The 13471-nt window shown below is 71.5% G+C and carries 14 protein-coding genes and 2 pseudogenes; 12 read left to right on the forward strand and 4 right to left on the reverse strand.

Annotation, left to right across the window (positions count from 1 at the left end):
• Nucleotides 1–165: 165 nt before the first annotated feature.
• The 3 genes and pseudogenes from H8R17_RS33660 to H8R17_RS33670 all read left to right on the forward strand — a co-directional run.
• Nucleotides 166–1146: pseudogene (locus H8R17_RS33660) on the forward strand (AraC family transcriptional regulator); the annotation flags it as partial.
• Nucleotides 1029–1760, forward strand: coding sequence for an AzlC family ABC transporter permease (locus tag H8R17_RS33665; RefSeq protein WP_187827007.1), 732 nt, complete (start codon nucleotides 1029–1031; stop codon nucleotides 1758–1760). The pseudogene H8R17_RS33660 and the gene H8R17_RS33665, both read left to right, overlap by 118 nt.
• A complete protein-coding gene (locus H8R17_RS33670; RefSeq protein WP_187827008.1) occupies nucleotides 1757–2065 on the forward strand; it encodes an AzlD domain-containing protein in 309 nt (102 codons plus the stop codon). The genes H8R17_RS33665 and H8R17_RS33670 overlap by 4 nt, the downstream gene beginning before the upstream one ends.
• 72 nt (nucleotides 2066–2137) lie before the next feature.
• Here H8R17_RS33670 and H8R17_RS33675 read toward each other — a convergent pair whose 3' ends face one another.
• A complete protein-coding gene (locus tag H8R17_RS33675) occupies nucleotides 2138–3082 on the reverse strand; it encodes a hypothetical protein (protein WP_187827009.1) in 945 nt (314 codons plus the stop codon).
• Between the two features lie 80 nt (nucleotides 3083–3162).
• Here H8R17_RS33675 and H8R17_RS33680 point away from each other — a divergent pair, with 80 nt between their 5' ends.
• The 5 genes from H8R17_RS33680 (at nucleotide 3163) to recX (ending at nucleotide 7447) form a co-directional block, all read left to right on the forward strand.
• Nucleotides 3163–3357, forward strand: a complete 195-nt coding sequence (locus H8R17_RS33680; protein WP_187827010.1) for a DUF3046 domain-containing protein — start codon at nucleotides 3163–3165, stop codon at nucleotides 3355–3357.
• Between the two features lie 60 nt (nucleotides 3358–3417).
• Nucleotides 3418–4680, forward strand: a complete 1263-nt coding sequence (locus H8R17_RS33685) for an AI-2E family transporter (protein WP_187827011.1) — start codon at nucleotides 3418–3420, stop codon at nucleotides 4678–4680.
• A 110-nt stretch (nucleotides 4681–4790) separates the two neighbouring features.
• A complete protein-coding gene (locus tag H8R17_RS33690; RefSeq protein WP_187827012.1) occupies nucleotides 4791–5156 on the forward strand; it encodes a hypothetical protein in 366 nt (121 codons plus the stop codon).
• Nucleotides 5157–5422: 266 nt separating this feature from the next.
• Complete coding sequence (gene recA / locus H8R17_RS33695; RefSeq protein WP_187827013.1) at nucleotides 5423–6550, forward strand: recombinase RecA; 1128 nt, start codon at nucleotides 5423–5425, stop codon at nucleotides 6548–6550.
• Between the two features lie 3 nt (nucleotides 6551–6553).
• Entirely contained in the window at nucleotides 6554–7447 is an 894-nt protein-coding gene (gene recX, locus H8R17_RS33700; protein WP_187827014.1) for a recombination regulator RecX, read from the forward strand.
• Between the two features lie 101 nt (nucleotides 7448–7548).
• Here the strand turns inward: recX and H8R17_RS33705 are convergent.
• Nucleotides 7549–7767 (reverse strand): annotated as a pseudogene (locus H8R17_RS33705) (rhodanese-like domain-containing protein); the annotation flags it as partial.
• A gap of 30 nt (nucleotides 7768–7797) precedes the next feature.
• Nucleotides 7798–9471 carry an FAD-dependent monooxygenase gene (locus tag H8R17_RS33710; RefSeq protein ID WP_187827020.1) on the reverse strand — a complete coding sequence of 558 codons (1674 nt, stop codon included), beginning with the start codon at nucleotides 9469–9471 and terminating at the stop codon, nucleotides 7798–7800.
• A gap of 335 nt (nucleotides 9472–9806) precedes the next feature.
• Here H8R17_RS33710 and H8R17_RS33715 point away from each other — a divergent pair, with 335 nt between their 5' ends.
• Entirely contained in the window at nucleotides 9807–10352 is a 546-nt protein-coding gene (locus tag H8R17_RS33715) for a GNAT family N-acetyltransferase (protein WP_223125797.1), read from the forward strand.
• Nucleotides 10353–10541: 189 nt separating this feature from the next.
• Here the strand turns inward: H8R17_RS33715 and H8R17_RS33720 are convergent, their stop codons facing one another.
• The gene (locus tag H8R17_RS33720) at nucleotides 10542–10778 is read right to left on the reverse strand and encodes a hypothetical protein (protein WP_262505693.1); all 237 of its coding nucleotides are present in this window, start codon (nucleotides 10776–10778) and stop codon (nucleotides 10542–10544) included.
• Nucleotides 10779–10813: 35 nt separating this feature from the next.
• Here H8R17_RS33720 and H8R17_RS33725 point away from each other — a divergent pair, with 35 nt between their 5' ends.
• From H8R17_RS33725 to H8R17_RS45930, 3 genes are all read left to right on the forward strand, one after another.
• Nucleotides 10814–11122 (forward strand): hypothetical protein, encoded by a 309-nt coding sequence (locus H8R17_RS33725; RefSeq protein ID WP_187827016.1) that lies wholly within the window; start codon nucleotides 10814–10816, stop codon nucleotides 11120–11122.
• A 250-nt stretch (nucleotides 11123–11372) separates the two neighbouring features.
• Nucleotides 11373–12476 (forward strand): NAD(P)/FAD-dependent oxidoreductase, encoded by a 1104-nt coding sequence (locus H8R17_RS33730; protein WP_187827017.1) that lies wholly within the window; start codon nucleotides 11373–11375, stop codon nucleotides 12474–12476.
• A 529-nt stretch (nucleotides 12477–13005) separates the two neighbouring features.
• Complete coding sequence (locus H8R17_RS45930; RefSeq protein WP_223125798.1) at nucleotides 13006–13317, forward strand: hypothetical protein; 312 nt, start codon at nucleotides 13006–13008, stop codon at nucleotides 13315–13317.
• Nucleotides 13318–13471: the final 154 nt, after the last annotated feature.

Below are 13471 nucleotides of genomic sequence, written 5' to 3' on the forward strand. Positions count from 1 at the left end.
CCCCGCCACTGACAATGGGGCTGAGCTGGGGAAATGTCGGCGGGCCCGCTGCCGGGGCGACGTACCGCCGACCGGCCCTCGGCGGCGGTGGCCGGTGCTGGTGGCTCATCGGCCGGGGTGGCACGTCCCGATGGGCTCCGGCGGCGCCTGTCGGACAATGGGCGCATGGCGGGTTCTGGCGAGCGGGCGCGGCACTGGCAGTACGCCGAGTTGCCCGGAGTCGATCTGCTGCGGGCCCGGTACGTCCGCAAGACATTCGTACGGCACACGCACGAGCACTTCGTGATCGCCGCCATCGCCGACGGCGTGGAGGTGTTCCACCACGGCGGGGGCGACCAGTACGCGGGCGCCGGAGCGCTCGCGCTGGTCAACCCGGACACGCCGCACACCGGACGGGCGGGGGTGCCGGAGGGATGGCGGTACGGGGCCGTATACCCGTCGCCCGGGATAGTGGCCGGCATTGCCTCCGAGACCACCATGCTGCGCGGCACGCCGGGATTCGCCAGGCCGGTGCTCGACGACCCGTACGCCGGCCGGCTGGTGCACCAGGTGCTGCGCGCGGCGGACGAGGGCAACGCCCTGGCCGCCGACACCCTGCTGCGGGTCGCCGTGACCCGGCTGCTGCGGCTCAACGGCGGCGCGCTGCCGCGGCGGGAGGTGCGGACCGCCGGTGCCCGGATCGCGGCACGCGCGCGTGCCGTGCTGGAGGAGCGGATGACCGAGCCGCCGTCCCTGGAGCGGCTCGCCGGGGATCTGGGGGTCAGCCCCTTCGCGTTGCTGCGGGCCTTCCAGGGCGCCTACGGGATGCCGCCGCACGCCTGGCTGACCGACGCGCGCGTGCGGCGGGCCCGGCAGCTGCTGGACGCCGGGACGGCACCCGCCCAGGCAGCGCTCGCCGTCGGCTTCACCGACCAGCCCCATCTGAACCGGCACTTCGCGCGGATCGTCGGCGTGCCGCCCGGGGCGTACCAGCGCGAGCGCAAGAACGTACAAGACGCCCGGCGGCAGCTGTTCGTAGCGTCCGGGGCGTGGCAGAACAGACAGCTCTCGCAGATGTACCGGCCCACGGCGCAAAGCCGGACGGCGCCGTCGTACGGGACGCCCTCGGCGTCGGGATCGCCGTCGGACTGTCCGGGTTCGCCTTCGGGGTGACCTCGGCCGGCAGCGGACTCACGCTGTGGCAGACGTGCGCGCTCAGCCTGCTGGTGTTCACCGGCGCGTCCCAGTTCGCCCTGGTGGGCGCGCTCGCGGCCGGTGGCAGTCCGCTCACCGCTGCCGCGGGCGCCTTCTTCCTGGGGGTGCGGAACGCCTTCTACGGGCTGCGCCTGTCGCAGGTGCTGGCCCTCCCGCGCGCGGTGCGGCCGTTCGCCGCCCAGTGGGTGATCGACGAGACGGCGGCCGTCGCGCTCGCGCAGCCCGGACGGCGCAGTGCCCGGATCGGGTTCGTCGTGACCGGGCTCAGCCTGTACGTGCTGTGGAACCTCACCACGCTGCTCGGCGCATTGGGCGCAGAGGCCATCGGGGACACCGACGCGTGGGGCCTGGACGCGGCCGGTCCCGCGGTCTTCCTCGCGCTGCTCGCGCCGATGCTGAAGACCGGCGTCGAACGGGCCGTCGCCGGTGTCGCCGTCCTGCTGGGGCTCGGGCTGCTGCCCATGCTGCCCGCTGGTGTGCCGGTCCTGGTGGCCGCGCTCGCGGCGCCGGCGGTGCTGTGGGCGGAAGGGCGGCGCAGGGGCAGTGAGCGGAGGGGAGACCGTTGAACACCTGGATCGCGATCGGTGCGACCGCCCTCGGCTGCTACGCCGTCAAGCTCGCCGGGCTGCTCGTGCCCGCGGGCGCCCTGGAGAAGCCCCTGGTCAGGCGGCTCGCCGCGCTGTTGCCCGTGGCTCTCCTCGCCGCGCTCACGGCCCAGCAGACCTTCGCCGACGGGCAGGCGCTGGTCCTCGACGCGCGAGCGGCCGGGCTCGCCGTGGCCGCCGTGGTGCTGATGCTGCGCGCCCCGTTCCTGCTCGTCGTCGCGGCGGCCGTCGTGGTCACGGCGGGCGTGCGGGCCATGGGCGGGTGACGCCCGGCCCGTCGCCGAGGTTCCGCAGATCCGTGCGGACACCGAACTGGTCGTCGCCTCCGGGCGGGCGCGTCAGCCGATGGCACGGCCGTACGCCCCGAGGGTGCGCAGGGCCTCGATCGTCACCAGGGGGCGCGCCTCCAGAGCCGGTGCCGGTGCCCACTGGCGCCACCGGATCGGCCAGCCGCCGTCCTCCTGCTGTCCAGCCGCGAGGAAGTCCAAGGAGCGTGCCATCTCGTCGTCCGTGAACCACGCGCGCGCGAGGGAGTCCGGCGTGCGCGCGTAGTCGTGCGGGAAGTGGTGCTCGCCCGGGGCGTAGCCGGGCGCGACCGGGTAGGCGTCGAGGCGATCCGGGTCGAGGGCGGCCAGGCGGTGTCCGCGCACCAGGCGGCCCAGCCGGCTGGCGGCCGCCTCCGCGCGCGTGCGGTCGGGCACGGAGTCCAGGAAGGCCACCGCGGCCTCGACCTCGTACGGATGGGACTTCTCCAGCGACTCGATCCGCTGCCAGCAGAAGTCGGTGGCCCGGAACAGCCAGGCGTGCCACTCCTCGTTGCGGTGCAGCAGGCCCACCACGGGCCCGGTGGCCAGCAGGTCGCTGGGCGGGTCGTCCACGACCGGCACGAAGGGGGCGGCCGGGTAGCCGCGCTGGCTGGGATGAACCGCCGGCAGGGCGCCGTCCGCCGTGGAGACGGAGGTCAGGTACCGGCACACGTGCTCCACGCGCTGTCCGCCGCAGCGGCCGACGGCGTCCAGGACGCGCAGGGCCTGCGCGCAGTGCAGCGGCTGGCTGACCGGGCCGCGCAGATCGGGCTCCAGCCCGTGGCCGTAGCCGCCGTCCGCGTTGCGGTACGCCTCCAGCGCGGTCTCCACCGGGCCGGCGTCGCCGTACCGGAAGTGGTGGGGGAACAGGCGCTGCTCCAGCACGCGCGCGGTGAGCCAGACGAAGCGTTCGGCGCGTGCGAGCGGGGTGTGCGCCGGGGGCGTCGGGGAGAGTGCGGAAGCTCCGGTTTCGGCCATGCGTCAGACCGTAGGGCGCAAAGCGTTCTCGGCATGCGGTCCCGGCTCAGGCCCACCCCCAGGGGCGGGATACTGGAGGCATGCGGTTGACGGTCTTCTGGGAGCGAATGTCGGATCACTTCGGTCCGGGCTACGCCGACACCTTCGCGCGTGACCACGTGATGTCGGAACTCGGCGGGCGCACCGTGCACGAGGCGCTGGATGCCGGCTGGGAGGCCAAGGACGTGTGGCGAGTGGTGTGCGCGGTCATGAACGTGCCGTGGGAGAAGCGCTGACAGGTCACAAAGATCCCGGGGCGGCCCCCGGCTGTCGGTGCCGTGGGCGAGACTTGCTCCGTGGCACCGACTGACGAGACCGGGCAGGCAGCCCCGACCGCATCCCCGCACGGCACGACGCCGTCCGCCCGGCCCTCCGCCGAGAACGCCGGGTGGGGAACCCACATGCCGCGCTGGCTGCCGCGCGCCATGGTCCTCGCGCTCACCCTCGTCGCCGTGTTCCAGCTGGGCAGTTGGGCTTTCCACCAGCTCGCCGGCCTGCTGATCAACGTTCTCATCGCGTTCTTCATGGCGCTCGCCATCGAGCCCGCCGTGAGCTGGATGGCCTCACGCGGCATGCGCAGAGGGCTGGCGACCTTCCTCGTCGCCCTCGCCGTGTTGATCCTGGCCGCGGGCTTCATGACGCTGCTCGGCTCCTTGCTCGCGGGCCAGATCATCAAGATCGTCGAGGAATTCCCGGACTACCTCGACTCCGTGATCGGCTGGATCAACGCGCACTTCGACACCGAGCTGAAGCCGGTGGACATCCAGGAGGGGCTGCTGCGCTCCGACTGGCTGCGCAACTACGTGCAGAACAGCGCCACCGGCGTCCTGGACGTGTCCGCGCAGGTCCTCGGAGGGCTCTTCCAACTGCTGACGGTCGCGCTGTTCTCGTTCTACTTCGCCGCGGACGGGCCGCGGCTGCGCCGCGCCCTGTGCTCAGTACTGCCGCCCGCCCGGCAGGCCGAGGTGCTGCGCGCGTGGGAGATCGCGGTGAACAAGACCGGCGGCTACCTGTACTCGCGCGGCCTGATGGCGCTGATCTCCGGCATAGCCCACTACATCCTGCTGGAGACCCTGGGGGTGCCCTACGCGCCCGTGCTCGCCGTGTGGGTGGGCCTGGTGTCGCAGTTCATCCCCACCATCGGCACGTATCTCGCGGGCGCCCTTCCCATGCTGATCGCCTTCACCGTGGACCCTTGGTACGCGCTGTGGGTGCTGGCCTTCGTCGTGGTCTACCAGCAGTTCGAGAACTACATGCTGCAGCCCAAGCTGACCGCGAAGACCGTCGACATCCATCCCGCGGTCGCCTTCGGCTCCGTGATCGCGGGCACGGCCCTCCTAGGCGCGGTCGGCGCGCTGATCGCCATCCCCGCGATCGCCACGCTGCAGGCGTTCTTGGGCGCGTACGTCAAGCGGTACGACGTCACGGACGACCCGAGGGTGCACGGGCACCGGCGACAGGACGCCCCCCGCCTCCTCACCCGGACGCGACTGCTGTGGGCACGCCGCCCGGGCACGCCCCAGCCCCAGGCCGCGGAGTCCGGGGACGGCTCCTCCTGACGGCTCCTCCGGTCGGCTGCCACCCCCGAGGTCGCGCGGCGTAGCTGCCGGGACCAGGCTGGAAGTGAAGGAACTCCCAGGTCCCGCAGCGGACCGGAGACGGAGGAGCCATGGCCGGAACGACCCGGGACGACACTCCTGTCGCGCTCGAAGGCGGCGGTGTGGAGCTGCGCACGCAGGAAGTCGGGGGAGACATGTCAGCCGCGTTCGTGAAGCTCCCCAAGGGCACGGACATGGCGCCGGCCCTCAAGGGCATGCCCGACGATCTGTGCCAGTGCCCCCACTGGGGATACCTCTTCAGCGGGCGCCTGAAGATGCGGACGAAGCACGGAGATGAGGTCTACGAGGCCGGGCAGGCGTTCTACTGGGCGCCTGGCCATGCTCCGGAGGCACTTGAGGACTGCGAGTACCTGGACTTCTCGCCGACGAAGGAGTTCAGGGAGGTCATCGACCACGTCACAGCGCAGATGGGGTGACCGGCGGCGGTCCAGCCCGGGCAACGCCCGACCTCCGGGGGCACGGACGTAGCCTCGGAGGTGCCGCGAGGTGCGCTTGACACCAAAATCGAACATCCATTCTTATGGAGGCTCCGGCAGGGCTCACGACGGCGGTTTCGCCACGGTTTCGATGGAGAAGTGCCCGAGTTATCCACAGGCCGGACGTGCGTCGGGACGCATTGTCAGTGGCAGGCGCTAGCGTCTTTGACGTGAAGCGATCGACTCAAGCAAACCGGGTGGAACCCATGGCAGGAACCGACCGCGAGAAGGCCCTGGATGCCGCGCTCGCACAGATTGAACGGCAATTCGGCAAGGGCGCGGTCATGCGCATGGGCGACCGCACGAAGGAGCCCATCGAGGTCATCCCGACCGGGTCGACCGCGCTCGACGTGGCCCTCGGCGTCGGCGGCCTGCCGCGCGGCCGTGTCGTGGAGATCTACGGACCGGAGTCCTCCGGCAAGACGACCCTGACCCTGCACGCCGTGGCCAACGCGCAGAAGGCAGGCGGCCAGGTCGCCTTCGTGGACGCGGAGCACGCCCTGGACCCCGAGTACGCGAAGAAGCTCGGCGTCGACATCGACAACCTGATCCTGTCCCAGCCGGACAACGGCGAGCAGGCTCTGGAAATCGTGGACATGCTGGTCCGCTCCGGCGCCCTCGACCTCATCGTCATCGACTCCGTCGCCGCGCTCGTCCCGCGCGCGGAGATCGAGGGCGAGATGGGCGACAGCCACGTGGGTCTGCAGGCCCGCCTGATGAGCCAGGCCCTGCGGAAGATCACCAGCGCGCTCAACCAGTCGAAGACCACCGCGATCTTCATCAACCAGCTGCGCGAGAAGATCGGCGTCATGTTCGGGTCACCCGAGACGACCACCGGTGGTCGCGCGTTGAAGTTCTACGCGTCCGTGCGCATCGACATCCGCCGCATCGAGACCCTGAAGGACGGCACGGAGGCGGTCGGTAACCGCACCCGTTGCAAGGTCGTCAAGAACAAGGTCGCGCCGCCCTTCAAACAGGCCGAGTTCGACATCCTGTACGGCCAGGGCATCAGCCGCGAGGGCGGCCTGATCGACATGGGCGTGGAGCACGGCTTCGTCCGCAAGGCCGGCGCCTGGTACACGTACGAGGGCGACCAGCTCGGCCAGGGCAAGGAGAACGCGCGCAACTTCCTGAAGGACAACCCCGACCTGGCCAACGAGATCGAGAAGAAGATCAAGGAGAAGCTGGGCGTCGGCGTGCGCGCCGAGGAGTCGGCCGCCGAGCCGGGCACGGACGCCGCGGCCTCCGCAGCCCCGGCCGACGCAGCACCCGCGGTGCCTGCCCCGGCAGCGGCCAAGTCCGCCAAGTCCAAGGCCGCCGCAGCCAAGAGCTGATCCGTGACACGACGAACCGACTGGGCCGACCGTGCCTGGCCGACCGCTCCGCGTGAGCGGGACCGGGCAGGCGACGGTGCTCATGGGGGAGATGCGAGCCGTGCCGAGGGCGGAGGTTACGACCAGGCGGCGCCCTCCGGCACACAAGACCCGTATGGGACGTTCCCGTCCTACGAGGCGTCGTACGGCGACGGGTCTGGTGGCGAAGAGTGGCCGGACGGCGGCGCAGCCCTCGCAGCGGGGGCGCGCGGCGGTCCGCGCCGGGGCGGTGGTGACGGTGAGGCCCGTGGCGCGGGCGGCCGAGCGCGAGGACGCCGCCGGAGGGGCCGCGGGGAGCCGTCCGGTGCGGACGGAGGTGCGTCCTCCTCGTCGAGGGCCGAGCAGGAGGCGCCTCCAGGGGACCCGGTGGAGCAGGCACGAGCGATCTGCCTGCGCCTGCTCACCGGGACCCCGCGGACCCGGAAGCAGCTCGCGGACGCCCTGCGCAAGCGGCAGATCCCTGACGATGCCGCCGAGCAGGTGCTGTCCCGGTTCGAGGACGTCGGCCTGATCGACGACGGGGCGTTCGCGGACGCGTGGGTGGAGTCCCGGCACCACGGCCGCGGACTGGCCCGCCGCGCGCTCGCCCGGGAACTGCGGACCAAGGGCGTGGACCCGACGCTGATCGACGCGGCCGTCGCCCAGCTCGACTCCGAGCAGGAAGAGGCGACCGCCCGCGAACTGGTCGACCGCAAGCTGCGCTCCACACGTGGCCTCGACCGCGACAAGCGGCTGCGCCGGCTCGCGGCCATGCTCGCCCGCAAGGGCTACCCCGAGGGCATGGCCCTGCGGGTGGTCCGCCAGGCCCTGGAGGAAGAGGGCGAGGACACGGAGTTCCTCGACAGCGAGGGGCTCTGAGCCGAGTGCTCCTGCCGACACCGCCGAGCCACCGCTCGCCCCCACGGCTCCCCAGCCCGCCGTGACGCAGGAACTCCTTGCGGCGCGGTGACGCGCCCCACCTACGCCGTCACCGGCAACCCGGCCTCCCGCCACGCCTGGAACCCGCCCACCAGATCGGTCGCCCGGTGCAGCCCCAGCCGCCGCAGGGACTCCGCCGCCAGGCTGGACGCATAGCCCTCGTTGCAGATCACGACGACACGCAGGTCGTGGCTCGTGGCCTCGGGGAGCCGGTGGCTGCCCTGGGGATCGAGCCGCCACTCCACACAACGCCGCCGCACGCGCGCGTACGGCCGGGCCGGCATCTCGTATCACGCCGAGCCGGCCGCCGCCCCGGCCTGGGCCTCCGCCTTCGTCTTCGCTGCGCCACCCACCGTCGCCTCGGCCGCCGCGTACAGGTCGGCGGGGCGCACCCCGCTCAGCGCCGTGACCAGGTGGCCGTCCGGGCGTACCAGCAGCACCGTGTGCGCGGCCGCCCCCGGATAGCTTTCGGCCACCAGCAACTCGGCGGGGCACGGCAGCGAGGTCACCGCGGCCGCGAGCCGGGGCATGATCCCGGCGCTCACCCAGTGCTTGCGCTCCCACACGCCGGTGCCCGGCGCGACGAGGACGACGAGCAGCGCGCCGCGGCCGAGCCGGTCCCGCAGCCGTACGAACGTGCCGTCCTCCGCCGTGACCCGCACATCCGTGACCGGCGCACCGGGCGGCGTGACGACCGGGACCTCCCCTTCGAGATGCCGGGGCGCGAGCGGCGACCCGGCGTACGTACCCGGCGCGCCCAGCGCCCCGCGCCCCAGGTGGCCGTCGGCGAGCATCGCGTCGTGGCCGCGGGCGGAGCCGGGGACGTACGCGCGCAGCCCCCCGCCGCCGCGCAGCAGCGGCAGCGCCTGGTCGGCGGCGCGCAGCCGGGCGGCGACGATCGCGCGCCGCTCCGCCTGGTAGCTGTCGAGCAGCGCCTCGTGCGGCCCGTGATGCCAGGCCAGCGCCAGCTTCCAGGCGAGGTTGTCGGCGTCCCGCAGGCCCTCGTCCAGACCGTGCGTGCCCAGCGTGCCGAGCAGATGCGCGGCGTCCCCCGCGAGGAAGACGCGGCCGGCCCGCCAGCGGCGCGCGAGCCGGTGGTGGACGGTGTGGACGCCGGTGTCGAGGAGTTCGTACGGCGGTGTCGGCCTGCCCGCCCAGCCGGCGAGTGTCTCCCGGATCCGCGCGACCAGCAGCTCGGGCGTGACCAGGTCCTTGCCCGGCGGCAGCAGCCAGTCCAGGCGCCAGACCCCGTCCGGGAGCGGGCGTCCGGTGATCTCTGCGGCCGACGGGCCGGACGTGCGCCACGGCGGCATCCGGTGGAGCAACGCCTGGTCCGGCCACGGAAGTTCCGTGCGCAGCGCGGCGACGGCGTGCCGTTCCACCGCCGTACGGCCGGGGAAGCGGATGTCCTGGAGTTTGCGCACGGTCGAGCGGGGGCCGTCGCAGCCGACGAGGTAACTGCCACGCCACCACGTGCCCTTGGGGCCGCGCGTGTGGGCGGTGACGCCCGAGGACTCCTGCTCTATGGTGTCCAGCCGGCTGTCCGCGACGAGCTTGACGAGCGCCTGGCCACTGATGGCCGCGCGCAGGGCGCCGGTCAGGATGTGCTGGGCGACGTGCAGGGGCGACGGGCCCGCAGTGGTGTCGCTGTGCGTGGTGTCGCTGCGCGTGGCGTCGAGGCCGGCCTCGTCGAAGGTGTCGTCGAAGACGATCTCGCGCATCACCTGCTTGCGCCGCATCGACCGCCATCCGGCCCAACGCGCACCGGCCTCGGCCACCGGCACGCCGGTCAGCAGCTCCATCAGCGCGGCGGTCTCCTCGCGCAGCACGACGGTGCGCGCGGGACGGGGTTCGTCCTTGCCCGGCCCCTCGTCGAGAACGATCGACGGCACGTCCTGACGCGCCAGCGACAGGGCGAGCGTGAGCCCGACGGGCCCAGCCCCGACGATGATCACCGGGTCCACGGCGTGGCGCCCCCTGCCCGCAGCGGTGGTGTCCTCGGGGACGTAGGTGAACAGGACGTTGGAGCAGGGTGCACGATCACAGAACGTATGCAACCCATTGCTAGTGCTTGCGTCAAGTGACCAGGGACCGTGCGGTCAGGTCACTGTCCGAAGTCGCTCATACCACTTGACTGCCCATCAGGTGGATCCCCAGGTCGTCGCACTGCCATGCAACCCGTGCGGCTTGCATGCGGCGAGTAATTGTCAAACCCTGTGGAACATCGTTTGGGCCATCAGATAGTCGGGTGGGTGCCCCGGGTGTCGGTGAGTGCGGCTCGTTTGTGAGACTCGTCCTCATGACCAGCAGTAACGCCCCGGGCTTCACCCAGATCGTCAACCCGGACGAGATCACTGACGGGCTGAGGCAGACCCTCGTGGGCTGCTGGACCGAGGTGAGCAATGCGGGCGGGGCGGCCGGGTTCCCCTTTCCGCCGGTGGATGCCGCCGAGGTCACCGCCGTCCTTGACCGCATCATCGAGAACCTTGCCCCATCGACCAGCCGCCTTCTGATCGCCCTGGCCGATGGCACGGTCGCGGGCTGGTTGAACATCCGCCGCGATCCCCACCCTCTCGTCGCGCATTGGGGCACGATTCACCACGTGCAAACCCGGCTCGGCGTCCGCGGCCAGGGGATCGGCGAGGCATTGATGCACCGGGTCCGCGAGGTCGCCCGCGACGAGATGTGCCTGGAGCAACTTCACCTTGCCGCCCGCGGTGGTGTCGGCCTCGAAGCCTTCTATGGCCAGCTCGGCTGGAAGGAAATCGGCCGGTGGCCCGGCGCTTTGCGACTGGCCACCGGCGACGATCGCGATGAGATCCTCATGGTGTTGTCGCCTTTGTGACACCCGGTGTCCTACCCCTGGGCCAAGTAGGCACGACGACAGGAGAGCAAGGTTGTCATGCTGTGCCGGCGGACCGTGGCGAAGGTCGGCTCGATGGGATTCGTGGTCCGTAGGTGGGACCAGAGAGGACTGATGGTTTGAGTTGTTGGGCTTGAGGACGCCGCCCGCAGCAACCGCAGAGTAACGCGGTTATCGTACGGTGTTGCCCGCAGCCGAGGCCGGTTGCTCCCGCTCGGGACGCAGTAGAACCTCGCTGCCGATGGGCGTGAAACCGCAGGCGAGGAAGGCCCGCAGGGAGCGGGCGTTGCCCGGGGAAACGGCGGCGAAGACCGGTTCGCCTTCCGGGACCAGCGAAAGGGCATCGGAGAGGAGCGACCGTCCATGCCCTCGGCTGCTGCCCTGAGCGCGGTGGAGTTCGATACTCAAGCTGGTTGCCGGAGAATTTCGCGAGACCCTCCCTGATGGCCAGGGTGCCGTCCACGGTCTCCAGGCGAGCCCACGGGACCGCCCCGAACCACGGTGCCCGCACCCGGTCGCTGAACCACACCGAGGACACCCCGTCCTCGAGCATCCGTTCCGTGCGGGCGGCTATGTCGTCCGGTGTGATGGGCGAGAGCTGGGCTTCCAGGGCTGTCTTCCAGGCTCCGGCCGGGTCGCTCGCCAGCACATCGGCCCGCCATGCGCCGTCCGGGCCGCAGACCTCCAGCTTCGTGCGCCCCGGAGTTGCGGGCGGCGGCCGCGCCGCCGTCGGGCGGGCCCTGCGTCCGTGACCGGTGGCGGGCCGTGCGTCGATCCACCCATCGGGCCGAGGAGCGAATGGGTATCGCGGCCGACGCGCACCGGGCCGTCGGGTTTCTAGCGTAGGCGTCATGAGGAGCCCCGACTCCGGCCGGCGCGCCGCGATGCCGATCCCCGACCCGGACTTTCACCCGGTGCCCGGCGGACGCGCGCCGGGGTGCCGCCACGCCGACCTGGTCGCCGGGATCACTCGTGAGTTCCTGGAACCAAGGAGAACGAACCATGACCACCCAACACCTCGAAACCCTGATCATCGGCGCCGGCCAGGCCGGCTTGGCGGTCGGCTACCACCTCCAGCAGCTCGGTCGGGAGTTCCTGATCGTCGACGAGCGCGAGCGGATCGGTGACAACTGGCGCTGCCACTACGACAGCCTCAGGCTGTTCACGCCAGCCCGGGCTAATGGCTTGGACGGGTTGCCGTTCCCCGGCGACCCGTGGGAGTTTGCGACCAAGGACGAGTTCGCCGAGTACCTCGAGCTGTACGCCGTCACCAACGGCCTGCCGGTGCGGATGCAGACCCGGGTCGATCGGCTCGCGGCCCTCGAGGGCGGAGGTTTCACCGCGGTCCTCGGAGCCGACAAGGTCACCTGCGACAACGTCGTACTGGCGACCGGCACCTTCGGCCGTACGCCGCAGATCCCGGCCTTCGCCGCCGACATCACCCCCCGGAGTCAACAGCTCCACTCCAGCGAGTACCGCCGGCCCTCCCAGCTGCCCGACGGGCCGGCGCTGGTCGTCGGTGCCTCGCATAGTGGGTTGGACATCGCCTACGACCTGGCCGCTGACCGTCCCACCACGCTGGTCGGACCCGACCGCGGGAACATCCCTCTCGAATGGGGCTCGCGGCGGTTCCACGCGGCATTCCCGTTCATCGAGTTCGCCTTCAATCACGTGCTCACCCGGCGCACGCCGATGGGACGCAAGGTGATGCAGAAGATTCGCCACCACGGCGCCCCGCAGCTGCGGATCAAGCGCCACCATCTGGGCGTGCGCGATGTGGAATGGATCACCGAGCACGTCGTGGGCGTCGCCGACGGGCTACCGCGCCTCGAGGACGGCCGCACCTTCGACGTCGCGAGCATCGTCTGGGCCACCGGGTTCCGGCAGGTCTACGACTGGATCGACCTCCCGCTGCCGATCGAGGACGGGTGGCCGGTGGAGTACCGCGGCGTGGTCGAGTCCGTGCCGGGGCTCTACTTCTGCGGCCTGGCGTTCCAGTACGCGTTCGCCTCGGGCGAGATCAATGGCGTCGGCCGGGACGCGGCGTACGTCGCCGACAAGATCGCCGCCCACACCCGGGCGCGGCAAACCGCTGTCGCGGCTTGAGACGCACCCACGATGATCAAGGAGGTCTGCGATGAACGAGATTCGGGAACCCCTCGATGGTGACCAGCGCCGCCGCCGCGTCGGGTCCGGCGTCGACAGCCCGCGCGCTCGTCGTCGTTGCCGCACCGGTGCTGCTGCTGGGCGCGCTGCTGTGGTGCAGTTCTACGTACAGCCGGCCGCGGCACTGCTGGCTCTGCTGCCGTTGGCGGTCGCGATCGGGGCTGGGCGACGGGGTGCCCCAACCCGTTGACGGACGTCTCGTGAGCGCCATGGACGGGCACCGCTGTGCGAGGGGCCGGAGGAATCATGCGGATCGGCGGAATCGCCGGTCCGCTCGTCTTCACCGCCAGCTCCGTCGGACAGAACATCCTGGGCTCCGACGACGACTGGCTTCACGAACCCGTCAGTTCCTTGGGCGCCGGCAGTCTCGGCTGGATCCAGAGCAACTTCGCGGCTTCGGGTTCTGCTTGCTGCTGCTCGCCTGCGGACGGCACCGCGGTATCGAACCCGCGCGGGACCGGCCCTGCTGGTGGCCGTCGGCTGTGGGCTCTTCACCGCGGCATCCTTCCCGCTCGCAAGGGACACGACCGGGGAGATCTACGACCCCGGCCTCCACTGGGTCGATGGGTTGCTCTTCTTCGGTGGCTCCACCCTGGCGTTCCTGGTGCTCTCCCGGCGGCTGGCGGCGGATCCGCGGTGGAGATCGCTCTCGGCGTACACGCTGGCCATCGTCGTCCTCTCCTTCGGGAGCACCATGGCGCTCCACCTGCTGGCGCGTCCGACATACGCGCCGCTCCATGACTACGGGGCCTGGTACAGCGGGCAATCATCCTGGTGCTGACCTTCCCGTGTGACCGTGGCCTCGGCATCGGAGGCCGCCAGTGGGGGCGAAACCCTGGCCGCCTACGGCCCGGGTTCCGCAGCAAATCGGTCTCCTGGCAGGTGCTGCGTGGTGAAGTTGCTGGTCAGCGCGTTCAGGCATAGCGGCACGGCTC

Origin of the sequence: Streptomyces sp. TRM68367, from assembly GCF_014495685.1 — a bacterium.
GTDB lineage: Bacteria > Actinomycetota > Actinomycetes > Streptomycetales > Streptomycetaceae > Streptomyces.

Bases quoted from the DNA above. Each gene is read 5' to 3' on its own strand.
- H8R17_RS33680 (WP_187827010.1), top strand. From the start codon at position 3,163: ATGCGGTTGACGGTCTTCTGGGAGCGAATGTCGGATCACTTCGGTCCG.
- H8R17_RS33715 (WP_223125797.1), top strand. From the start codon at position 9,807: ATGACCAGCAGTAACGCCCCGGGCTTCACCCAGATCGTCAACCCGGAC.
- H8R17_RS33730 (WP_187827017.1), top strand. From the start codon at position 11,373: ATGACCACCCAACACCTCGAAACCCTGATCATCGGCGCCGGCCAGGCC.
- H8R17_RS33725 (WP_187827016.1), top strand. From the start codon at position 10,814: ATGGCCAGGGTGCCGTCCACGGTCTCCAGGCGAGCCCACGGGACCGCC.
- H8R17_RS33690 (WP_187827012.1), top strand. From the start codon at position 4,791: ATGGCCGGAACGACCCGGGACGACACTCCTGTCGCGCTCGAAGGCGGC.
- H8R17_RS33675 (WP_187827009.1), bottom strand. From the start codon at position 3,082: ATGGCCGAAACCGGAGCTTCCGCACTCTCCCCGACGCCCCCGGCGCAC.
- recA (WP_187827013.1), top strand. From the start codon at position 5,423: ATGGCAGGAACCGACCGCGAGAAGGCCCTGGATGCCGCGCTCGCACAG.